At 49.3% G+C, this 22908-nt stretch carries 21 protein-coding genes and 1 tRNA gene; 11 read left to right on the top strand and 11 right to left on the bottom strand.

Annotation, left to right across the window (positions count from 1 at the left end; translation table 11 throughout):
* Positions 1-55: 55 nt before the first annotated feature.
* Both RFF05_RS02750 and RFF05_RS02745 read right to left on the bottom strand, forming a co-directional pair.
* Positions 56-724: a cupin domain-containing protein gene (locus tag RFF05_RS02750; RefSeq protein WP_409968905.1), complete on the bottom strand. Its 669-nt coding sequence runs from the start codon at positions 722-724 to the stop codon at positions 56-58.
* Positions 711-4535 (bottom strand): acyl-CoA dehydratase activase, encoded by a 3825-nt coding sequence (locus tag RFF05_RS02745; protein ID WP_409968904.1) that lies wholly within the window; start codon positions 4533-4535, stop codon positions 711-713. The genes RFF05_RS02750 and RFF05_RS02745 overlap by 14 nt, the downstream gene beginning before the upstream one ends.
* Before the next feature lie 123 nt (positions 4536-4658).
* Here RFF05_RS02745 and RFF05_RS02740 point away from each other — a divergent pair, with 123 nt between their 5' ends.
* The 3 genes from RFF05_RS02740 to RFF05_RS02730 are packed head-to-tail and all read left to right on the top strand — an operon-like array spanning position 4659 to position 6667.
* Positions 4659-5315, top strand: coding sequence for a Crp/Fnr family transcriptional regulator (locus tag RFF05_RS02740; protein ID WP_409968903.1), 657 nt, complete (start codon positions 4659-4661; stop codon positions 5313-5315).
* A 37-nt stretch (positions 5316-5352) separates the two neighbouring features.
* Positions 5353-6081, top strand: a complete 729-nt coding sequence (locus RFF05_RS02735; protein ID WP_409968902.1) for a hypothetical protein — start codon at positions 5353-5355, stop codon at positions 6079-6081.
* Entirely contained in the window at positions 6017-6667 is a 651-nt protein-coding gene (locus RFF05_RS02730) for a hypothetical protein (protein WP_409968901.1), read from the top strand. The genes RFF05_RS02735 and RFF05_RS02730 overlap by 65 nt, the downstream gene beginning before the upstream one ends.
* 22 nt (positions 6668-6689) lie before the next feature.
* Here RFF05_RS02730 and RFF05_RS02725 read toward each other — a convergent pair whose 3' ends face one another.
* From RFF05_RS02725 to RFF05_RS02710, 4 genes are all read right to left on the bottom strand, one after another.
* The gene (locus RFF05_RS02725) at positions 6690-10238 is read right to left on the bottom strand and encodes an S-layer homology domain-containing protein (protein WP_409968900.1); all 3549 of its coding nucleotides are present in this window, start codon (positions 10236-10238) and stop codon (positions 6690-6692) included.
* 39 nt (positions 10239-10277) lie between these two features.
* Positions 10278-10970: a zinc-ribbon domain-containing protein gene (locus RFF05_RS02720; protein ID WP_409968899.1), complete on the bottom strand. Its 693-nt coding sequence runs from the start codon at positions 10968-10970 to the stop codon at positions 10278-10280.
* 481 nt (positions 10971-11451) lie between these two features.
* Positions 11452-11685 (bottom strand): hypothetical protein, encoded by a 234-nt coding sequence (locus tag RFF05_RS02715; RefSeq protein ID WP_409968898.1) that lies wholly within the window; start codon positions 11683-11685, stop codon positions 11452-11454.
* 272 nt (positions 11686-11957) lie between these two features.
* Positions 11958-12806, bottom strand: coding sequence for a tyrosine-type recombinase/integrase (locus RFF05_RS02710; RefSeq protein WP_409968897.1), 849 nt, complete (start codon positions 12804-12806; stop codon positions 11958-11960).
* A 284-nt stretch (positions 12807-13090) separates the two neighbouring features.
* Between RFF05_RS02710 and RFF05_RS02705 the strand changes: the two genes are divergently transcribed.
* A complete protein-coding gene (locus tag RFF05_RS02705; RefSeq protein ID WP_409968896.1) occupies positions 13091-13411 on the top strand; it encodes a helix-turn-helix domain-containing protein in 321 nt (106 codons plus the stop codon).
* Positions 13412-13666: 255 nt separating this feature from the next.
* Here RFF05_RS02705 and RFF05_RS02700 read toward each other — a convergent pair.
* The 5 genes from RFF05_RS02700 to yqeC form a co-directional block, all read right to left on the bottom strand.
* Positions 13667-13743 (bottom strand) — tRNA-Pro (locus RFF05_RS02700).
* Between the two features lie 147 nt (positions 13744-13890).
* Positions 13891-15624, bottom strand: a complete 1734-nt coding sequence (locus RFF05_RS02695; RefSeq protein WP_409968895.1) for a hypothetical protein — start codon at positions 15622-15624, stop codon at positions 13891-13893.
* A 137-nt stretch (positions 15625-15761) separates the two neighbouring features.
* Complete coding sequence (locus RFF05_RS02690; RefSeq protein WP_409968894.1) at positions 15762-15899, bottom strand: hypothetical protein; 138 nt, start codon at positions 15897-15899, stop codon at positions 15762-15764.
* Between the two features lie 163 nt (positions 15900-16062).
* Complete coding sequence (gene yqeB / locus RFF05_RS02685) at positions 16063-16851, bottom strand: selenium-dependent molybdenum cofactor biosynthesis protein YqeB (RefSeq protein ID WP_409968893.1); 789 nt, start codon at positions 16849-16851, stop codon at positions 16063-16065.
* Positions 16848-17486: a selenium cofactor biosynthesis protein YqeC gene (yqeC, locus tag RFF05_RS02680; RefSeq protein ID WP_409968892.1), complete on the bottom strand. Its 639-nt coding sequence runs from the start codon at positions 17484-17486 to the stop codon at positions 16848-16850. Before yqeC ends, yqeB begins: the two co-directional genes overlap by 4 nt.
* A gap of 155 nt (positions 17487-17641) precedes the next feature.
* Between yqeC and moaA the strand changes: the two genes are divergently transcribed.
* Genes moaA through RFF05_RS02645 form a run of 7 tightly spaced genes read left to right on the top strand, consistent with a single transcriptional unit; the run spans position 17642 to position 22908 of the window.
* Positions 17642-18577 carry a GTP 3',8-cyclase MoaA gene (gene moaA / locus RFF05_RS02675; protein ID WP_409968891.1) on the top strand — a complete coding sequence of 312 codons (936 nt, stop codon included), beginning with the start codon at positions 17642-17644 and terminating at the stop codon, positions 18575-18577.
* Positions 18578-18581: 4 nt separating this feature from the next.
* Positions 18582-19052, top strand: a complete 471-nt coding sequence (moaC, locus tag RFF05_RS02670) for a cyclic pyranopterin monophosphate synthase MoaC (protein WP_409968890.1) — start codon at positions 18582-18584, stop codon at positions 19050-19052.
* Positions 19053-19110: 58 nt separating this feature from the next.
* Positions 19111-19554, top strand: coding sequence for an MOSC domain-containing protein (locus RFF05_RS02665; protein ID WP_409968889.1), 444 nt, complete (start codon positions 19111-19113; stop codon positions 19552-19554).
* Positions 19551-20579, top strand: coding sequence for a molybdopterin-binding protein (locus RFF05_RS02660; RefSeq protein WP_409968888.1), 1029 nt, complete (start codon positions 19551-19553; stop codon positions 20577-20579). Before RFF05_RS02665 ends, RFF05_RS02660 begins: the two co-directional genes overlap by 4 nt.
* The gene (gene modA, locus RFF05_RS02655) at positions 20576-21295 is read left to right on the top strand and encodes a molybdate ABC transporter substrate-binding protein (RefSeq protein WP_409968887.1); all 720 of its coding nucleotides are present in this window, start codon (positions 20576-20578) and stop codon (positions 21293-21295) included. Before RFF05_RS02660 ends, modA begins: the two co-directional genes overlap by 4 nt.
* A gap of 24 nt (positions 21296-21319) precedes the next feature.
* The gene (gene modB / locus RFF05_RS02650) at positions 21320-21970 is read left to right on the top strand and encodes a molybdate ABC transporter permease subunit (RefSeq protein ID WP_409968886.1); all 651 of its coding nucleotides are present in this window, start codon (positions 21320-21322) and stop codon (positions 21968-21970) included.
* The gene (locus tag RFF05_RS02645) at positions 21967-22908 is read left to right on the top strand and encodes a sulfate/molybdate ABC transporter ATP-binding protein (RefSeq protein WP_409968885.1); all 942 of its coding nucleotides are present in this window, start codon (positions 21967-21969) and stop codon (positions 22906-22908) included. The genes modB and RFF05_RS02645 overlap by 4 nt, the downstream gene beginning before the upstream one ends.

The following is a 22908-nucleotide window of genomic DNA, read 5'->3' as shown; positions in this document are numbered from 1 at the left end:
GCCATAGCAACGGATTTTACTTTTTTCACAGTGTATTTTCTGGAAAAGCAGTTGATTATTGGGGTTTTACCACGGTGAGCATCATTTTGAATTGTCCATGGGCGGCGGCCACAGCGTGGGGAGTGCCAGCAGGCATGATGATGCTTTTGCCAGCAGGGATGGTGTAGGGGGTGCCGTCAATGTCGATGGCGGCGGTGCCTTCCAACACCTGCACCAAAGCGTCGCCATTGGAGCTGTGGCTTGCGATGCGTTCGCCTGCGTCAAAGGCCATCAAGGTGATGGTCAGGCTGTTGCGTTGCACCATGGCCAGACTGGAAATGCCACCTTCTTCGTAGTCAAGAGCGGCGGCTAGGTCTAAGATTTCTCGTTGGTTTACCTTTTTGATGAATTGTTCCATGGGGGGTTCTCCTTTGTTTGTACTGTATTGAAAAATTTTACTTGGGGTCACAGAATGAACACGGTGCAAGGTGCCTCGGGGAATGGCAAGGACTTGCCCTGACGTGGCTTGGTAGTGGGCAGGTGTTTCCACCGCCACAGTGCCTTCTAGCACGAAGATGAAAATATCTTCGCTGTTGGCCTGTTCGCTGACGCTTTCTGCACCATCGAAGGAAAAGAGGCTGACGTGTACGTCGTCTTGGTGTGCCAGTTTTTTGCTGACAATTTGATGGGGGCGGATGGTGATGTTGTCAGCCAGTGACATCACTTCACTTTTAGGTAGTTTCATAGGCATCCTCCTTGGGCAAATAATGGATGAAGGCTTGGAGTTTTTCTTGATTGAGGGTGGTGTCGGTGCCTTCAAAGCCTAGGTAAAGTTGAGGGATGGGGCGATCTTTTTCTTGCAAGCTCAGCACGGTTTGGGTGTTTTCGTAGAGGGATGCCGCATCCACAATGGCACGGGCGGTGGTGTGGAAGGCTTTTGCGTACCGATAGCCACCGTTGCCACCTGCGTAGGTGCCAAGGACTGACTTTGCCGTCTGCTCCAGTGCCATAGGCTCTGGGCTGATGGGGCTGTTGGTGCCCAAGGCTTGGTGGACTTGCAACAGCTGATGGGTGATGGGGGCTACAACTTTTTCATCCAATCGCCGTTGCCACAGGAACCAGAGATACTCCCCATAAGACATGGTTTGGAGCTGATTTAACACCCCACCAGTGAGGAATTCGCTGTACACTATGGCAGGTTCCCCCACCACCAAAATGGCAGGCGTTTGCCGTGGTGGCAGTTGCTTCGCCACGGTCAAAATGGCGGCCAGTGTCAACGGTTGGGCGGTGAACTGGGCGATTAGCTCCGCTTGCTGTTCTCTTGGGGCACACCGCACCACGTCCCCTGCCAAAATCGCCAAGTAGAAATTCTCAAACTGTTTACAGGTGACAGGCAAGGTTTCCAAGGTTTTGGGCACAATGGTGACAGGGCTGTTGGGTGCTAAGAAATCCGCAATCACACGGGGGTACAACCCATCGGCTTCACTGCCTTCTGTTTGGGGCAGTATCAAGGTGGCAGGTGCGGTCAAAGTTTCTTCTAATGCGAGAGCATCGCCCAACATAGAGGCAAAAGATAGGTATTCCTTTGTAAAGGTTTTTCCCTTGCCACAGTGCAAGCTGTCTGGATTTGTGGGAGAAAGCTCCTGCCAACCAAAGGTTTTGGATAGAAGTGTGCTGTATGGGTAGAGATGGGGGAGATAGACGGGATTTCCCTCTGGAATAGCCTTTGCCAATGGGGGTGTTTGCACCGCCAGATTGGAGAAATACACGTCACTTTTTTCCACCTTGGTGGCGCTACGATTGGAGAGACTGTGCAAGAACGCTTCCACTCGGGTGATGACACCCACGGTGGAATCGTGCTCGTCCACTTCGATTTCCAAGTAGGGTTTGTCCCCCATTTCCTTGCGGAACAGGGGCGCAATCATGGTGTCTGGAGCACACCCATGGGTGGTCAGGTACACGGCGTACAAATTGGGATGGGCGGCAATTAACTTGGCGGTGGAGACAACGTGCTGCCCAAAAGGCCAATAGAGATTTTCGTATTCGGCAGTCAGTTCAATGCTGTGCCCCGGCAGGTGGGAGGTGGTCAGCACCTTGTAGCCACGGCTCAGGAGTTGTTCTGGCAAGCCCAAGTTGAGCACAGGGTCCTCGATGCCGTAGGTACGGGTCACCAGCACCAGCACCTTGTCCTCTGGGGCGATGGTGTCTAGCACCTGTTGCCCCAACTGCTCCACTTGCTTGGTGTATTTGCGCACCGCCATGGCACCTTGCATCAGTGCGGCGGCGCAGACGGGTTTGGGTTTGCCCAAGGACACACCCACCCCCACCATAGCCTTTGCCATGGCTTCTTGCCCAAAATCAAGGGAGAATGAAGGGTTTAATAGTTTGATACCTTGCTTGTCTAAGCCACAGCCTTCAAAGATGAACCGTGGCGCACTTTGCATATACACACACCCATAATTGTGGTACACCTTGGAGGTTTCGTGCTTCATGGTGTGGATGCTGGGCATGAAAATGTAGTCCACGTTTTGCTGTGCCAGCCAGACCATGTGCCCATAAATCAGCTTCACAGGGTAACAGGTTTCGGCTTTGGCGTGCTGTTGAGACAGGGCGACGATTTCTTCGTTGGTGTCTGGGGACAGGAGCACTTGATAGCCCAGTGCTTCAAAGAAATTGCGAATCATGGGGAAGAATTTGTGAATCACCAGCACGTATGGCACCCCTATGACAGGCTTACCAGAGGTCATCTCACGGGTGTAATCACCCAACAGCAGGGTTTTTCCCTTTTGATACAGGGCGATATTTTTGGCAATGGCTTGCTGTGGTGCGTGGGTTTGAACAGTAGGTTCTCCTTGCAAATCAAAGCCACGGAAGGTGGATGCGCCACGCTGTTCTTGTTGCGCCAACAGCGCCACCCCATAGGCACCGCTGACGGCAAAATGGGGGGATACGGTGAGGCGATCGCCATAGACGGCTTGGAAGGCCGACACCACAGCGGCGTTGTAGCACACCCCACCTTGTAGCACAATGTGGTCACCCACAGCGCCTTGCCCCACCACTTTCACCAAGTAGTTTTGGATGATGCAGTGAGCCAGACCAGAGAGCAGATTGGGCAAGGTTGCCCCTTTGGTGGCGGCAACAGATAGGTTTTCTTCGATGAACACGCTACAGCGGTCGCCCAAATCCACAGGAGCCTCCCCTGTGAGGGCTAAGTCACCGTAGTCGGTGACGGCTACGCCCAAACGCTGGGCTTGTTCCTCTAAAAACGAGCCAGTGCCAGCGGCACAGATTTTGTTCATTTTAAAATTCACCACGTTGCCTTGTTGCAATTGGATGTATTTGGAGTCTTGTCCACCGATTTCAAACACCGTGTCGGCTTGGGGATTTAGACGCAAGGCAGCGGTGGCTTGGGCAGTGATTTCATCGTGGATGGCATCAGCATCCACCAGCTTGCCAATCAAATGGCGACCAGAGCCTGTGACCCCAACAGCGGAGATGGATATGCGGTCACCATGGATTTGCTGTAGGGTTTGTAACCCTTGACGCACCACGGATTGTGGATCACCACTGGTGCGGAGATAGAGCCGTTCCACCAGCCCTCCATCGGCATTGATGAGCACCAAATTGGTGCTGGTGGAGCCGATGTCAATACCCAAGGTGCAAGGGGTTTTGGCAGTCAAGGTCACGCAAGGTGCCATCTCTGGGGCGGTGACTTGTGGCAGGGGAGAGAGGGTAGGATAGGCCACAACTTGGCGCTCATGGGCTTGGAGTAGCTCCATGGCCGTGGCAATGGCGATGCCCTGCCCCAACTGCGCTGCCCCTATAGCTTGCACCAGGGTGCTGTGGGGGGAGATGAGCAATTGGGCATCTTCTAAGTTGAAAATGTCCTGTAATGCCGTGACCACGCCAGTGTTTTCTGCCACACCGCCACACAGTGCCATGGGGGTTGCGACAGGCAAGCGTCCCACCACGGTGGCCTTGAAATTCCGCACCGTGGCATAGCATAGTCCTAGCAAAATATCAGGGGTGGACACCCCTTCTTGTTGGCGGTGAATCAAGTCGGTTTTGGCAAAGACAGAGCATCGCCCAGACAGCCGTGGCACAGAGGTGGCTTGGGAGACCAAGGTGGAATAGTCCTCCATGTTTAAGCCTAGTCGAGACATTTGATCCTCGAAAAACGACCCAGTGCCACCTGCACATTGGGCGTTGGTGGCAAATTCCAAATTGCCATCTAACCCTGTCACATAGCGGCTCCGCTGTCCGCCCATGTCAATGGCAGACTTGGCGGTGGGGAAGAGGGTGTTCACCCCTTGGCAAATGGCGGGCAATTCCCCCACATAAAAATCTTCGGTGGAAAAGGCCTTGGCACCAAAGCCAGTGAACATCACTTTGGCGTCAGGATGGGTGGTGGCTATGGTGGTCAGCAGTTCCAATGCCGTAGCCACCACGGCACCATGGTGGGGCTTGGTCTGCGACCACATAAGGGTGCCTTGCTCATCTAAAAGTGCACCTTTGACGGTGCTGGTGCCTAAATCGAGTCCAAAATATTGGTACATACTTGCATAATCTCCTAGGTTATGGTAGACTAACAATAAAATGGTTAGTCTAAACTTACTTTTAGACTATCATAGCATAGATCAAATCTTAAAGTCGGTTGCAATTGCAACGAAGGAGACGTTATGGAACAATATTTTCCCATTCTGGCAACCATGCCCCTTTTCCACGGCATCACAGGAGAGGGCTTTACCCATGTGCTTCGATGCTTGGAAGCCTTTGTGGTGACAGCGGAAAAAGGGCAGGTGCTTTACCGCAATCAAGAGCAGGTGGAATACGGCATGATTGTGCTAGACGGCAGCTTGCACGCCTTGCTCCTCAATAGCAACGGTGGGGAACATCGGATTTGTGAATTTGGGGTGGGTCAGCTGATTGGTGGTGCCTATGCCTGCGTGCCAGAGCAAGAAATCCCTGTCCAAACCCAAGCCATCAAAGATAGCACCTTATTATATGTAAAGCTGTCCAACTTGCTAAACGACACCTCCATCGGCGGCCCCTATGCCTCACGAGTCACGGTGAATTTACTGCGTCATATAGCCATGGCCAATGTGTTTCAAGTGCGAAAAATCCACATCCTAACCCAGAAGAAAATCCGTGACAAACTGCTGATGTATTTAGAGAGCATCGGTGCACGGAAACGGAGCGTTTTGCTGCCATTTAACCGCCAAGAACTGGCAGATTATCTGGGTGTAGAGCGGAGTGCCCTGTCTCGTGAAATGAGCTATATGCAGGAAGAAGGGGTGCTAGAGTACCATAAAAACACCCTGCGGTTACTGCAATAGGAGTGAAATCAGCGAACTAAAAGCCACCATCTTCGCCTTGTTGGCGGCGATGGTGTATGCCACCAACATCTATGATGATTTGATTACCCATGCAAAACCATGGAGCAAGCTGTATATGAAGCTGTTTTGGGGTGGCACTGACGACAATCAAATCACCAAAACCATGTTGGGGTATATCCCTGATGATTTTTCTGGCACCCTAGCCGTTGTACTCTGCGCGCCCACGGGCAAAGCCGCACACAATATCACCACGCAAACAGGGCTGAAAACCCACACGGTACATAGTGCTTTGGGGGTAACATTAGATGGGGATCACAACCAGCTGCTGTCTGTGGGCTCTGGCTTTGTACTATATCCCATGGGTGAGGCAGATGCCAAAACTGCCATGTGCAGGGCAGGAACCATTCGCTACAAGGCAGAGGAAAACGTGCAAATCCTCTCGCCCTATAATAAGGCCAGCAATTTATCTGTTCTGAAATTAAACCGTGTTTTGCAAAAATCCGTCAACCAAAATCCACCCGTTCCTCACACTAGCTTCCGCAATTTAGACCGTGTGATGGTGACGGAAAACGACTGGAAAAAGAATGTTTTTCTCTGTTCGATTGATAAATTTCAGCATAATTCAGCTTGTTGTAGCCTGTGTTATTGCTATAGGAACGTTGCTTGTATCGAAAATACGAGGTGTTTCATTTGGATATACTGTGGCAACGATTGCTGCGATATGTACCGTAATATTTGGGTTTATAGGTATATTTTTCTGGAATAAAGTTGCACAAAAATACCCAGAACGGTGTAAATGGTTGCTTTTATGCACCGTATCTATTTTCTTGGGCTCGCTGCCATCTCTTGGCATCAATTTGTTGGGCGTAAACATCACATCAGAATCCGCACCATCCAATATAACAGAACCTCTTGCGATTTACGACAGTGAATCTGCCGAAGCGGTAGTCGTTGAAGAGGATATCGCAGAGGAAACAGTGATTCCTGATGTGGTTGTCTCAAATACTGGCATCGATGTGCAAAGCCCTGATACCATTGTCAATGAGATGCAATTAATATCTGAGAGTATCGTTTTTCAACCCGCAACAGCATCCGTGGATTTGTTTTCAATCGCAAATTCTAGCATTATTGATTTTGGTATCACCGAAATAACCAGTCTGACTGAGCAAGACCAATTTTGTGCGTTGTTGACAGTATATCGAGATGTACGGTGTTGGCGACCGTATGGAAAGCAAAGAAACGTATGCCGAATTGGAAGCCGACTACTATGGGCTTGCACACTGATTTTGATTTTCTATAGACAGCAACACCCTCGAAACGGTAGTTTCGAAGGTGTTGCTGTCTATTTATAGGGTGTAATGAAGCGAGTATCGATTAGCCCAAATACCGATACAAGAAGGTTACAATTGCGCCACGGTTGCAGGTGGTGGCGGGTTGGAAGGTGCCGTCACTATAACCAGTGGTGATGCCGTTTTCAACAGCCCACAGCACTGCGTCGTAGTAATATGCGCCTTCTGCCACATCGGACAGGGTTTCGCCAGTCACGACTGGTTCGCCTGCCAGACGATACAAGAAGGTGACGATGGCGCCACGGTTGCAAGTGGTGTCAGGACGGAAGGTGCCGTCGCTATAGCCAGTGGTGATGCCGTTTTCAACAGCCCAGAGGACTGCGTCGTAGTAATAAGCAGTTGCGTCCAAATCGGAGAAAGGATTGTCCATGGTGGCTTCTGGTTCGCCAGCGGCACGCCACAGGAAGGTGACAGCTTGGGCACGGGTACAGGTGTTATTTGGGCTGAAAGTGGTATCGGTGGTGCCAGAGGTGATACCGTTTTCAACCGCCCACACCACGGCATCGTAGTAATAGACATCCTCGTCCACGTCGATGAAGAAGCTGTCGTCATCGTCAACATCCACATCGCCATCTTCGGACACAAAGGTCACGGTGACGGTCACGCTGGCACCAGGTTGGCTGTAAGAGTAGGTGCCATCACCGTTATCGGTAACGGTAACTTCCTTGCTAGAAGAATAGGTAACGCTCACATCGCCCACTTCATAACCATCGTCTGGGGTGGTGGTGATGGTCACAGTTGCATTGAGCTTAGATCTGGTGGCACTAATAGATACGTCGCCGTTTTCTGTGGACGCCACTGTGGAGCTGTAGTAGGATGTGCCAGAAGAACTACTACTGGTACTTGTCTTAGAAACCACCATGAATGCGCTCAAATCGCTGACGGAGAAGGATAGGGTTTGATTGGTCACATCAGCAGTGGCGGAGAGGGTTTCCACATTGCTACCATTCAAGTGGAGAACTTGATAGGTTTTTCCGCTTTCCACGTCGTAGCTGACGGTAATGGTGACGGAGCTATCGAAGGTAGCATTATCAACCACAACGTCATCGACCAGAGCATAGATATGGAAGGTGTCTCCAGCGGTGTAGCCTGTGGGAAGTTCATCCGTCAAAGAGGATTCTTCACCCTCGGTGACGCTATCCATTGCCACAAGGGTAGCGGGTTCGCCATCGATGGTAGCGTCAGTTTCATCCACGGTGGGAGCTGCATCACTTGCCACGACAAACACGGTCATGGTTGCAGTGGCATCGTTGTAATTGCTGTCAGCAGCCTTAGTGGCGGTGACAGTAACCATGCCAGCGGAAACGCCAGTTAAAACGCCATCGGCGAGGGTTGCGGCTGCACCTTCAACGGCGTAAGTCACTGCGCCAGTGCCAGAACCGCCCTCGACAGCAAGGGTCAAGGTGTCGTCAACATCCACGCTGTTCCCGTTGGTGAAGGTGATGGCACTTTGGTCGGCAGATGTAATCACCAATACATCTTCAAAAAATGCATAATACGCTGCATTATCCGCAGTTTCACCTGCAGACAAAACCACATCATAAGAGCCCACAGCAATAGGGGTAACATCAACAGCATCTTGCAGATAGGAAACATCAAATCCATCTATTTCATAAGATTGTTCCGCTCCTGTATAAGTAACAGATTGCACCTCTACGGTAGGGGTCAAAACGTCTTTGATAGACCAAACGGCGTAGAGAGTAACGGAGCCCTCTTTAGTATCGGTCAGATTCTTAACGGGTTGTCCATCAGCATAGGCAACTTCGCCATCAGAGGCTGTAGCCCAGCCGATGAAGTTGTTGCCAACCAGCGTGAAGCCGTTTGTGGTCAGATTGTCAGATATGTCATAGGTTGCATTGACGCCGGTGGTGTCGCCAGTACCACCATTTGCATCAAATGCGATGGTATAGCTGTTGGCTGTCCACTGGGCGTAGAGGGTCATGCTCTCGGTGGGGGTGATGGATGCTTCGTCAGCATAAGCCGTACCAGTGCCATCGACGGCGGTGTTCCAGCCAGCGAAGGTATAGCCAGTTTTGGTGAAGGTGTTGTTATGGGCGGTGATGGTGGATGCTACACCCATTACAACATTTTCTTGGTCAGACATTGTGCCATCGCCTGTATTGGCATCAAAGGTAATCTCGCCAGTCCACTTTGCGTAGTAGGTGTTGTCCCTAGCAGGAGTACCTGTCGCTTTATTTTCAAAAGTAGCTTCCGTATACCAACCGTCAAAGACGTAACCCTCTCGTTCGAGTTCGATAAAGCTTTCGGTATTCACGGTATCATCAATATCGTATGTGCCGCCGTTGGTATCAAAAATGATACTATACGAATTCCGAGTTACGTTAGCGGAGCCGCTTACATATACGTGGTGGACGCGTTGGTAATCATTACTAATCCAGTCTTCGATATCAAAGGTTACATCATCTTTAAGAAGGAAAATAATAGTGCCGTAAGAACCTCCTACAGCATAGGTTGTGCCTTCTATAGTGATATCCCCTGCATTTCTCAAGTCGACAATCCCGTCGGCACTGATGTTGTTTGAAGAAGAGAAGACATATCGAAGCGCCTGTGACTCAATCGTTGTAACATCAGGACCAATAGTAACTCTATCAAAGTGGAAATACGTACCCATAGCGGTAATAGTAGGAATATTTAGATACACCTCATATGTTTCATCCTCATCCTCGAACCAATTATAGAAGGCGGTGTATGATACAGATTCAAGGTTTGGAGCGTCAAGATACAGGTTGCCTGAGACTTGGTATATGTAGTCAGCTGTCCAGTTATTGTAAAAAGCTTGCCAGCCTATGGTCGTCAAAGTGTCGCTGTCAATATATATGCCGTCTGTTATATCAATACCTCTAAATGCTCCCGTACCTATTTCCAAAAGAGTGGATGGGAACGTGAGGGATTCAAAATAGTTACAATACTGAAACGCATAAGAGCCAATCACTTCTACCCCCTCAGGAATCGCATATTCTGTGCGACGGTCAGGGTTTAGCCCCTCGGTATCATTGTTGTAATGAACCAATTCTCTGCCATCAGCAGAAAACAACACACCATCCACCACTTTGTAATAGTCGGATGGTGCGTCCATTTCAAATGCGCCAACCCGTGCACCGAAAAACGCCTCGCCATCCATGGATGCTAAGGTAGAAGGCAAAGAGACAGTGCCGATATTGCTGTGTACACAAAATGAATAATAACCAATATAGGTCACACCCTCTTGAATCTCTACATTATAAACATTGTAGGTGTTACCATCTTCATCTGTTGCTATAGCCCACGGAATCTCCGACTTATCGTACGAGCCATCCGCTATAACACCCGTGCCTGTGATGACTAGCTTATATGTTGTCTGAACATCCCCATCAATCATATAGGAATCAGCCTCTTCATTTGGAATCAAATACCAAATGACATCTTCTCCGCCATTCACTTCTGTATCGCCACAATAGCCAGAAGCCACAGCTTCCGTTGGTACATCTGGTACACCCTCCGCAAAAGCCACCGTTGGGAGCAACCCTATGACCATACACAAGGTCAAAAGTGTTGCAAGTAATCGTTTCTTCATTTTCATGTTCCTCCTAAAAATTTTGTTTTTCAATCTATGTCACATTCCCTGTGCTTGTTTTTCTCGAAATGTAGCAACAAATTCATCCACCATCACTTCGCCTGCTAGTCTGGCTTGGATGGCTTCTTCTTTGGTTTTATATGTGCCCAGCGCATAGCGTTTTCTTTTAAATGTGATGCTGACACGATAAGTGCCATTGGCGCGCTGGTTCACGCCACGGAAGCCAGAGGTATTGTTTTTAGCTGTAGTTTTGGCGGCGATTTTTTCGATGCAAGTGCCGTCTACAAAGTGGATGTTGTTCTTAAAATTCTCCTTGCGGACTTCCTCTCGAAAACAGCCACAGCTGGTGGTTTTGCCAGTTGTCAGACTGGACTGCGTGGCCACAACCACCTTGCCACAGTCGCATCGGCACAGCCAAATGGATTCTTTATCGATGCCCTGCCACGCTACTACCGTTAACCGCCCAAATTGCCGTCCTGCCAAATCTGCCCTTGGACGGCACTGATGCCGTGGGGTTGATTTTGTGGGCGGTTTACAAGCCTCACAGCCTGTACCAGCGATACGGTTTTTTACGGTGTCTCGCCATGTATGCCCACAACAATTGCATTGCCAGTGAACAACCGCAAGGCTATTGGTCAGCACCATAGCAGGGGTCAAGTCGCCATTTTTCTCAGACCATTCGTCCAAAAGTTTGGTGGATTGCTGTTGGGAACAATATTCTTTTAAGGTCAAGAGCAATCACTCCTTCAGATGCCTAATAAGACAGACAAAGCATCGGATTGTCATGATGTTCCATCACATCAATCAACGCCAATTGTGCTTCTATAGGTGGCAACATACATCTATAATTTTGTAAAAACAGCTGTGCTGAATACGCGGGTGACTTCGGACGGCGCTTATTGCTTAAAAATGACTTTATAGTGCTACCCATCGAATAATACAGGTACTTTATATGTACCCTAGCGTCGTCACAAGTAATTATATATGTATCGGATGTGGCTCGAAATTCGCCGTTCACATAGGACACAAACGGTATTCCTCGACCATCCGACACAAGTATACATTCGCAATTATAGTAAAAGCACGACAGCATCTCCTGTCGCCCTATCGTTGAATCAAAAATACGACTTGCATCCCCATCGCTGACTTTTCCTATGGTGCATACGTCTTCTAGCTTGACAATTTCATATCCCATGGTCATTACCCCAATCTTTTAAAGATGGTTTAAAAATTCAGCACGCAGTTCTTGGAGGGTTGTAGCGGTGCTATCCATTCCCACGATGTATTGATACGCATACTGCCACTCTTCCAAGGAATATTTTTGCATTGAAGCCCATTCGAAGTACTTTTTTTCCTTTAAATGATATCTAGGTGCATGTAAATTTGATAATATGCTACAGCCCAGTTCCCGACCCAAGTAGTCTAAAATTTCTTCTTTCTGCTCCATAAAATTTCCCCTCCGATTTGATACATAACTTTTATTATGTGACATAGTGATGCAATAAATTCCAATACTTAGGACATATTCTATCACGATAGATTGAAAAATTCAAGGGTTATCACGAATAAAATAAAGAAAATTTTTCCAATCCCAATACAAGTAGACCGATTAAACCCTTCTTTTAATCGGTCTACTTGTATTGCGCTTTTAAGAGATAAAATGATGGGAATTGTTACGCAAAAACTATGTTTTTGTCACATAATAAAAGTTATGTGATGTTATGGCATCCAGTAGGCGAGATTCATTTTATCCATCTGTCGTGCGTGCTTTCGCCCCGTTTCAATCGTATAAATGCGAGTGGTATTGATACTGCTGTGACCTAAGATGTCAGCCAGACGGCTGATGTCTTTTTCTATTTTGTAATAAGTTCGGGCGAACAGGTGGCGGAGATTGTGGGGGAACACTTTGCTAGGCTCCACATTGGCATCTTTACAAAGGGATTTCATCATGCGCCAGATATTGGAGCGATCCAGTGGCTTGCCCGACTTGGAAAGGAAGATGGAGCCAGTGTGTATGCCCTGCGCTTTGCAGAAGTGCTTTAGATTACGGCACAGCTCTTTGGGCAAGAAAATGGTGCGGATTTTACCCTTGCACGTCACACTGGTGCGCCCTGTATGGGTGGTAGAAACAGTGATGTGTTGTAGCTCTGACACACGAATCCCCGTGGAGCAGATGGTCTGAATGACAAGGGATAACTTGCGGTTTTGCCGTTGTTCAGCGGTGGCGATAAGCCGCTGATATTCTCGCTGGGTCAGCTCTTTTTCTGGCTTGGAGAAGATGTCCCTCTGAATTTTCAGTGGCTTCACTTTATACTGGGGGAACCCCAGCCATGTCAAAAATCCATTGACAGCCGCCAGCATGGAATTGACGCTGGCGGGGGCGTAGCGAGATAGCAGATGCTCCTTAAAGGACAATACCAGCAGTTTGGATAGTTCCTGTGTGTTTGAAAATACAAGGAACACACTGATGTCGTGGCAATATTTCTGGATGGTGTTTGGGCTCCGCTCTTCCTCATGAAGATAAGCCTCGTATTGGGTCAGCGATTCAAGGTTGAAAATTGTTGTCATGGAAATTTCCTCCTTCTATGGGTGTCTCTATTTTTAGCAGATTAGAAGGAAAAATTCTAGGGATAATATAAAAGAATTGTTTTGTTTTGAGTGACCTTTTTGAAATTTTGAGTGCAAAAGAATACCCGATATCACATTTTTCGATGTTGTTCATATCTGGATAATTAAGATATAGTATCTATTATATCCGATAGTTTAAGATAAAGTCAATATTTTATCTGAATGTATAGGATAAAATACTCCTATCTATATTATAAAATAATATAGATAGGAGGCGAATTGATATGGATGATAATATTTATATTGAAGATTTTTCAAACAGATTGGTCCATTTGCGACAACAAAAGAACGTATCTGCCCGTGACATGAGTTTGTCGTTGGGGCAAGGGCACAGCTTTATTCATAGCATTGAGTCTGGTAATAATTTCCCAACAATGCTTAATTTCTTTTATATGTGCGAGTTCTTAGAAATTGCGCCAAAGGATTTTTTTGATTACGGCAAATTAAATTCCGCTAGAATGGCCACCATGATTGAACAATTAGAACGGTTAAGTGATGAACAGTTTGATAGTATTGCTTCTGTGATTGAACATATGAATGCGTAAGTTAATAACAATAAGAAGCGGATCAGAGCCATGAGTAGCATACTAAGTTTGTGCAATCTGTAGAAATTGCAAATTGTTAGCGTCTAAATCGCAATCTTCTTAAAAAGTTGCGAAAAACGATAAAAAAGAACGGGGTGTTTTCCAAAGAAAACACCCCGTTCAATACAAATTCAACATCGTCAAATTTACGACCACACAAATATAACAAAAAAGTTCTAGTTTCTAACTAAATTGGTTAAAAACTAGAACTTATTTTGGTTCGAGTGACAGGATTTGAACCTGCGGCCTCTTGACCCCCAGTCAAGCGCGATACCAAGCTTCGCCACACCCGAATATTTTCTTTGCTGAAATCAGCTTGTTCATAATACCATAGCCTTCAGTGAATTGCAAGTATTTTTTACGAAAAAAATATAATTTTTTTATAAAATCCAAATATTGGAACGCAGGCAGGGTGGGCTGCCTGCGTTCCTTTGTTGCACTCAATCACCAAGTGGCGTGGTTTGGACGGCAACCACCCGCTCTAAACACACCAAGGCGGCTACAAATGCACCACCATCTTCATAAGATAGCAGAGCGCTAGAGAGCCCTGTGGATTCGATGGTTTTCACTGGGGCAGTGGGGAGGAGGGCTTCTCGCAGACCACCCACCAAAGTCAGACCGTTGCCATCATCACGTTGACGCTCCAAAATACCGCGCATTTTTTGTCCTGTGGAATTGGCAAAGCCACACAAGTCAATGGGTATGGCCACTGTGTCGCATGCTCCTGCGTTGCATTGGCAATCTCCTTGCAAATAATACTCATAATTACAAGTGACAGATGGGTCAACAATGCTACTATATTGATCCACAGCTAGCACCTCAGGGCATACATCACAGGTACCACATTCATGACAACAGCTTAAAGTTTGGTTTAAAATCACCGTCAGTAAACTGACAAAGGTATCGCGCTCCTGCTCTGTTGTAAATGTGAGGATTAAGGCGTCTAATTTACAAAGTGGCACCAAAGTATTCTCGTTGAACAAAACTGACCACGTATTATAGAGGGTGGCAGGTACTTCTTCTGTGCTGGTCAGACCCAAGTCGTAGGGGGCATCTACTGTGGCGGAGAAAGGGAAACTGTTTTCTAGCAAAAAGGAAATGGTCTTCCCGAAGGTGACCTCGCAAGGGCAAATGCTAGCCCCAGATGGGCCTTGAGGGCCGATGCCACCATCGGCACCTTGCGCCCCAGCGGGGCCTTGGGCGCCCGTGGGACCAGGGGTACAGCAACAGCATCCAGCGTCACCCTTCGGGCCTTGCACCCCTTGGGGTCCAGTGGCACCAGTGAATCCTTGCGCTCCAGTTGCCCCTGTGGCACCCGTGTCGCCCTTGGCACCTTGCACACCTTGTATGCCTTGCGCGCCTTGGTCACCCTTGTCACCTTTGGCGCCTTGTGCGCCTTGGTCACCCTTGTCACCTTTGGCGCCTTGTGCGCCAGTGTCACCTTTTTCACCAGCAGGGCCTTGAGGGCCAGTGGCACCTGTTAAGCCTTGGACACCTTGTTGCCCAGTGAGACCTTGGATGCCTTGTGCGCCTGTATCGCCTTTATCACCCGTATCACCTTTGACCCCTTGTAAACCTTGGTCACCTTTGGCACCTTGTGCGCCAGTGTCACCTTTTTCACCAGCAGGGCCTTGAGGGCCAGTGGCACCTGTTAAGCCTTGGACACCTTGTTGCCCAGTGAGACCTTGGATGCCTTGTGCGCCTGTATCGCCTTTATCACCCGTATCACCTTTGACCCCTTGTAAACCTTGGTCACCTTTGGCACCTTGTGCGCCAGTGTCACCTTTTTCACCAGCAGGGCCTTGAGGGCCAGTGGCGCCTGTTAAGCCTTGGACACCTTGTTGCCCAGTGAGACCTTGGATGCCTTGTGCGCCAGTTTCGCCCTTTTCGCCTTGCTTACCACGTTTGCCACGTTCGCCCGTATCGCCTTTGTCGCCTTTGATGTACACACAACAAGCTGGCTTTTCTAGGATACAACCACAGTTGTCGTTACCACAGTCACCACTACCACAATCGTCGCAAGATGGCGGACACTCTATGCAAGGTGTTGGCGAATGGATGGTCATGGGCACATCAGGGTCACAATGAACATCGCCAGAGGGAGTGCCAAGGGTTTGCTCTAGCACAGACTTTAAGGATTGTTCGGTTTTGTTGTTTTCATTGTATGGGTACAAACAATCAACTCCTTTTATCAATTTGAAATTGCCAATCCAGTCTATGCGGCAGAAGGAGAAAATGTGCCTATACGATAAAAAGACCATAGGACACAGGGCGAATACAGCCTGTGTCCTATGGTGGGTATTGGTTTCGTTTATGCGTAGGTTCCGTCCATGGACTGGACAAAGCTTGCCACGATGACGGGGCGGTCTTCGCTCTGATGGTTTTGCTTGGTGCAAACCACATCGATGGATACCGACTTATTCTCCACATCTACGGCGATAATTTCCACCCGCGCAAATCGCCACAAAGGCCTGCGTATAGCATGGCATCGGCGGCGCTTAACGTTTTGCAAAATAACTTTTCTTTCCCAATGGTACAGAGTGTACGGTCTTTTCGTCTTCTTGCAGTTTCAAAATACGCATATGCGACATCTTTCGTAGTAGAATGGGGGATTAAGTAGGCTTGGTCAGGACTAAAATAGCCTCTAACACACCGCCTGCAATGGATAAGGCTTTGTCGGAGACGGTGTGGCAGTGAAAGGGTTCGCAACGGGGGTCAATGTCACCAGATTTTAGCCCCTTGTGTACTGTGGTACCCGACGGCAAAATCCCACGGAGGGTGCCTGTTAAGGTGGCATACATGGGCACACCGTCCACAGTTGCCATCACGTCACCTTCTGTTACGGTGTCGCCAATAGCGCAGATGGGGGTGAATACACCGTCTGCTGGCGCACGGAGCACACGCTCCCCAGAAAAGCCACCAATCAGCCCCGGTATCCCTGTGTTGGGTAAGGCGGAGCCGCGGTAATAGACGCGACCTAAGGTGTGACCGCGCATAGATTCAACCACAGCGTGGCAATCCACGCCAGCAGTAAATCCAGGGCCGACTCCGATGACCACAGGGGCATCTTGGGTGGTGGTGCCGAGATTTTTCTTTGCCAAAATGGCATCCACAACCACAGATGGTGTCAATGCTTTACGGCAAGTGGTCTCTGGGTCAGCGAGAACGGGCAAAATACCAGCAGATAATAAAGCTTTGGCGTGGGTGGCGGACTCTGCTTTTTGGGCGGTCACGGTTTCGACGGTGACTTCCCCTAGCAGTAGGGCTTCGGAAAAAGCAACGGTGCGGCGAATGGCGGTGGGGTGAGGCAAATCGGTCATTACCACTTGAAAACCGCATTGCCACAGGCGCAAGGCAATGCCAGAGGCCAAGTCGCCAGCGCCACGGATGAGAACCATCATAGGAGAACCTCCTTTAGAGATAAAATATGGGTTTGGCAGGGTAACAGGGAAGATAATTGTTGCCCCAAGGCTTGTAAATGGGGGGTGTCGGCTTGGTTGGCAATGACTTTTGTGTAAAGGTTTTCACCTTGTAAGGCCTTTGCTACCAGCTGTGGGGATACCAATTCAGAGTCTGCAACACCACATAGTTGGCAAAATCGCTCTTTGCGGTGGACAACTTGAGAAATGGGCAGACCAAAGCCAGTTAAGCCCACAATGCAGAGGGTTTGATTGGCTTGGGGTGGGATGGCAGGCTCGTGGGAGAGGTGTGCCTTAAAGGGAAGCCCAGCGGAGCCGTCGGCCTCCACCAAAATATAGTCAAAATAGTGGAGCAGTGTCTTAAAATCCCATGGTGGAGTGGTGTATTTTGGGGTGTCTGGGACAGGAGTGCCAGCCCAAAATAAAGAACCCTCATCGGTGAGCGTGTGAAGCTGGGGTGTGTTTTGGAAGGGGAGAAACTTGGTAGTGGTGCACAGGAGCACCCGATTGTGTTGTGATAGCTCTTGCCCTAGCACGCGGAGCAAGGTGGTTTTGCCACCACTGCCGATGACGGCGGTGATGCCTTTTTGAATGGACAGCTGTTGGGACAAAGCCATGGCATCACCTCCAATAATTTGTATTTATCATACTACTATTTTCCCATTGCGTCAATATAAGTAGGGCAATATGCTGGGAATCCTTGACTTTTCCCCCCTTATTTGTTATACTAAAAGCGTTAATCTCAAGTGAGTATCACGGAAGGGGTGAAGGGATGCAGGACGGACAAGGACGGCAGATTGGCTATTTGCGATTGTCGGTGACAGAGCAGTGCAATTATCGTTGTGGCTACTGTATGCCTGCAGGCGCCCCGTGTGCCAACAGTCCTAGGCCTAGTGTAGAGCGATTGGAAGAATTGGCGCAAGCGGCAGTTGACTGTGGGGTGGAAAAAATCCGCATCACAGGGGGAGAGCCTCTCATACGTGATGATATATTGGATGTTTGTAGCACCATTGCTGAAATCAATGGTGTAAAGGAATTATGCTTAACAACTAACGGTCATTATTTGTCGGAGTTGGCAGAGCCATTGCGCCAAGCTGGGGTGTCTCGTGTCAACATCAGCATTGATAGTTTGCGCCCAGAACGGTTTGCACAGCTGACGGGCGGTGGGGACTTCCACCGTGTGTGGGCTGGGATTTTAGAAGCCGAGCGTGTCTTTGGCAACGTGAAGCTAGATGTGGTGTTGATGGGGGGCATCAATGACGATGAAATCTTGGATTTTGTGGACTTGACCCGATACCACCCATGGGCGGTGCGGTTCATTGAATTGATGCCCATGGGTGCTTGCGCCAATTGGGACAAGGGTTGTTTTTTAAGTGGGGATGCTGTCTTAGCGTGCTGTCCTCAGTTGGTGGAAGGCAGCCCCCAAGGGGTGGCGCGGCGGTTCCGACTGCCCGATGCCGTTGGAGCTGTGGGGCTGATTGCGCCACTGAGCCACACGTTCTGTCATGCGTGCAACCGCATTCGCATCACCGCTGATGGATATTTAAAAGGATGCCTACACGCCAAAGAGGAACTAGATTTGACTGATTTACATGGTTTTGCGTTACAGCAAGCCATTACCCAAGGTATTTTACAAAAACCTGCCAGCCATCACCTGACCCAAAGGGGCAGTGATACGCCACGGCGGATGCACCGAATCGGAGGATAAAGGGATGGAGTTGACCCATATTAATGAACAAGGCAGAGGGAAAATGGTGGATGTGTCAGAAAAGGCCAAGACCATTCGTACCGCTGTTGCCCGTGGTCGGGTGGAAATGGCGCCCCAAACGGTGGTGCTTATCGCCCAAGGTGGCATGAAAAAAGGGGATGTGTTGTCGGTGGCTCAAGTAGCTGGGATTATGGCGGCCAAGCAGACGGCTAGCCTCATCCCCATGTGCCACCCCATTGCCATCACTGGGGTGGATTTGGAATTCACATTAGAAGAAGCAGCGGTGTGCATCCAAGCTACCGTTCGTTGTACAGGAGAAACTGGGGTGGAAATGGAAGCCCTCACCGCTGTCACTGTGGCGGCTTTGACCATTTACGATATGTGCAAGGCGGTGCAAAAAGATATGCGAATTACTGCAGTGGAACTGGTGGAAAAGACGGGCGGTAAAAGCGGCGATTACCGCAAGGAACAATGAAAATTGTAGGGACGACTTGTGGTCACCCGTCCCGAAGGGAAACAGATAGGAGGACATCATGGCTAAGGTTGTATCGGTAAATATCAGTGAGAAAAAAGGGGAGTTGAAGACCCCTGTAAAGGAAATCACCTTGCGTGTAAAACACGGCATTGTAGGGGATGCCCACGCTGGGGATTGGCACCGTCAAATCTCCATGTTGGCAGAAGAAAGCATAGACGTGATGCGTCAAGTGACAGCCATCCCCTTACATGCTGGTGTCTTTGCGGAAAACATCAACACCGTGGGTATCAGCTTGAAAACCTTACCCATTGGTACCCGTCTTGCCATTGGAGAGACCGTGGTAGAGGTGACTCAAATCGGTAAAGAGTGTCATAATGATTGTGCCATTCGTAAGGCGGTGGGGGACTGCGTCATGCCCCGTGAAGGCATCTTCGTCATTGTGGTGAGAGAAGGCGTTGTCCGTGTTGAAGATGAAATCACTGTATTGGAGGGCAACGTATGAACTATATCAAAACCGTAGATGCGGTGGGGCACGTGCTCTGCCATGACATGACCCAAATCATCGTTGGCGAGTATAAAGATGCACGGTTCCGTAAGGGGCACGTTGTCCGTGAAGAGGACATTCCCATCCTGCTGTCCATGGGGAAAGAGCAATTATACGTATGGGAACAGAGGGAAGGGATGCTTCATGAAAATGATGCCGCTGTCCGACTGGCCACCTTATGTGGCGAGGAAAACTTCCTCTGGAGTGACGTGAAAGAGGGGAAGATTGAACTGCGAGCAGCGTGTGATGGTCTGTTTTTGGTGGATTCAGCACGATTACGTGCCGTCAACAACCAAGAACAGCTAATGATAGCCACCCGACACGGCAACACCGCTGTGAAACAAGGCGACAAACTGGCTGGCACGCGGATTATCCCCCTGGTGATTGAAGAAACGGCTTTGGCAGAGGCGGAAGCCATGGTTGGGACAGCGCCATTACTAAAACTATGTCCCTTTGTGCGAAAAACTGCCGCCATTGTCACCACTGGTGGCGAGGTGAAAAGTGGTCGCATTCAAGACACCTTCACCCCTGTGGTGGTGAAAAAACTACAAGCCTATGGCATTGCAGTCATCGCGCATTGTTATAGTGGTGACGGGGTGGACAATGTAGCAGATTGCATTGCCCAAATGCGTGAAACTGGTGCAGACATGATTATTTGCACTGGGGGTATGAGCGTGGACCCAGACGACAACACCCCCGGTGGCATCACCAAAAGCGGTGCCAAGGTGGTGACCTATGGGGCACCCGTTCTCCCCGGCGCCATGTTCTGCTTGGGCTATTTTGCCGATAACACGCCTGTTATGGGGCTCCCCGGTTGTGTCATGTATGCTGGTGCTACCATTTTTGACTTGGTGTTACCCAAGATTGCGGCAGATGTGAAGATTGCCAGAGAAGACGTGACAGGTTTGGGTGAAGGTGGGCTGTGTTTGGGGTGTGATGTGTGCCATTACCCCATCTGCCCCTTCGGAAAGGCAACGTTGTGAGACGGATTTTTGCAGGTTTACTAGCGGCATTGCTGTTAAGTGGTTGTACTTCACAGAGTGCTACAGTAGAGGTTTTTGCGGCCGCATCTTTGACAGAAACCATGGATGCTTTGATTGCAATGTATGAAACTGAGCACCCAGAGGTGGATGTGGTGGCAACCTACGATTCGTCGGGCACATTGCGCCGTCAAATAGACGAAGGTGCCAGTTGTGACGTGTTTTTCTCCGCATCTTGGACACAGGTAGAAGGTATGGAGGCCATGGCACTGCTAGAAAATCAATTGGTGTTAGTGGTGCCGGAAAATGGAAGTGGTGTCACCAGTTTTGAGGACTTGATACGTGGCGATTTTACCCTCCTTGCCATTGGAAACAGTGATGTGCCAGCTGGTGCCTATGCCACAGAAGTGCTGGACAGTTTGGGCGTTTCCTTGGCTGATTTGGAAGCGGACGGTAAGGTGAGCTACGGTTCCAACGTCCGTGAAGTGTTGACCCAAGTGGCGTACACCATGGTGGATTGCGCCATGGTGTACGCCACGGATTGCGTAGGCAGTAGCGTGGAGATTGTGGCAGTGGCAGATGGCAGTTGGTACAGTCCAGCCATTTACCCTATGGCGGTATTAAGTGACGATGAAGATGTTGCATCCTTTGCCGCATTTTTACAAAGTGACACGGCAAAAACCGTGTTTGTTGAGGCAGGCTTTGCCTTAGCGACGTGATTGTTGAGAAAGGAGGAGAAAGCTGTGGAGTGGTTTCCCCTATATAATTCCTTGCGGATTGCTTTAATTTCTACAACAATTGTCTTCTTTTTTGGTATTTTTATGGCAAACTGGGTGGCAAAACAGCGCCCCATGGTGAAAGGGTTTTTCGATGCCATTTTACTCTTACCTTTGGTGCTACCGCCTACAGTGGTGGGCTGGTTGCTACTGATGGTGCTCAGTCCAAACCGCCCTTTGGGTGCGCTGTTTGGTGGTGGATTGACCATGACATGGTGGTCGGCTATTTTTGCCACCATTGCGGTGTCGTTTCCGTTGTTTTATCGGACAGTTAGAGGCAGTTTTGAGGCTATGGATGTGACGGTGCTACAGGCAGGTCGGACATTGGGACTCAGTGATCGATTTTTATTTTGGCAGGTACAGCTCCCCATGTGTAAGCAGGGAATTTTGGCAGGTTTGGTGCTAGCCTTTGCCCGTGCCTTAGGGGAATACGGCGCCACAGCCATGGTGGCTGGCTATACCCCCAACCGTACCGCCACCATCGCCACAACAGTCTATCAGCTCTGGCGCACAGGAGAAGATGGGCAAGCGTGGGCTTGGGTGGGGGTCAACATGGCCATCGCCCTTGTGTTTTTGCTGGCGCTCCAATGGATTGAACACAGGAGGGAAACGCTATGAAGTTAGAAGTTTCTATCCGCAAGCAGTTGGGGGATTTTGCATTGGCTGTGGAGTTTACAACCCACTGTGGAGTGTTGGGGTTGCTGGGACAATCGGGCAGTGGTAAAAGTGTTACGTTACAGTGTATCGCTGGGATTATGAGTCCAGACGGTGGGCGGATTGTGCTAGATGGGCAGGTGTTGTTCGACAGCGAATTGTCCATCAATTTACCACCACAAAAGCGAAATATAGGCTATTTATTTCAGCACTATGCCTTGTTTCCCCACTGGACAGTGGAAAAAAACTTGCAAGTTATTGACAAGGAAAATGCCTTTACAATGCTAGAAAAATTAGGATTAGAGCAGGTGAGATGTCTTTTGCCCCACCAATTGTCTGGGGGAGAGAAGCAACGCGTGGCCTTGGGACGGATGTTGTTGGGAAAACCAAAAGTGGTGCTTTTCGACGAGCCGTTGTCGGCACTGGATGCCCATCTATCATGGGCTGTGGAACAACATTTATCCACGATTTTGCAAGAATTGGAGTGCCCTGTGATTTGGGTGAGCCACGATGCAGGGGAAGTGCGACGCAACTGTGCCAATATCTGCGTGTTAGACAGTGGACGGTCCGAAAAAATCGTGGACACAGCCACCTTGTTTGCCCATCCTATAACGTTAGCGGCGGCACGACTTTCTGGGTTTGAAAACGTGCTGACCAGCGACCAAAGTCCATGGGATACAAAAGGTGCTGGCATTGCCGTCCGTGGCAAAGACCTGTGTTGTGTTCAAGAAAATAAGAATGCCATTTTGTGCGACGTGGCGGGGCAGTACGAAGATTTAGATGGGCGTTGGACGGTATTGCGCCCAGTTTGTGGCGACGACCAAACCATTTTACGGATGAAAGGTGGGGCAGAAGGTCAGCGCGTCTGGCTGGAGGCAACCCAGATTCATCACCTACAATAA

Origin of the sequence: Bengtsoniella intestinalis, from assembly GCF_039719005.1 — a bacterium.
Taxonomy (GTDB): Bacteria; Bacillota; Clostridia; order Oscillospirales; family Oscillospiraceae; genus Oscillibacter; species Oscillibacter intestinalis.
The sequence above is the reverse complement of the archived record's forward strand: the minus strand, read 5'-3'. Positions and strand labels throughout refer to the sequence as shown.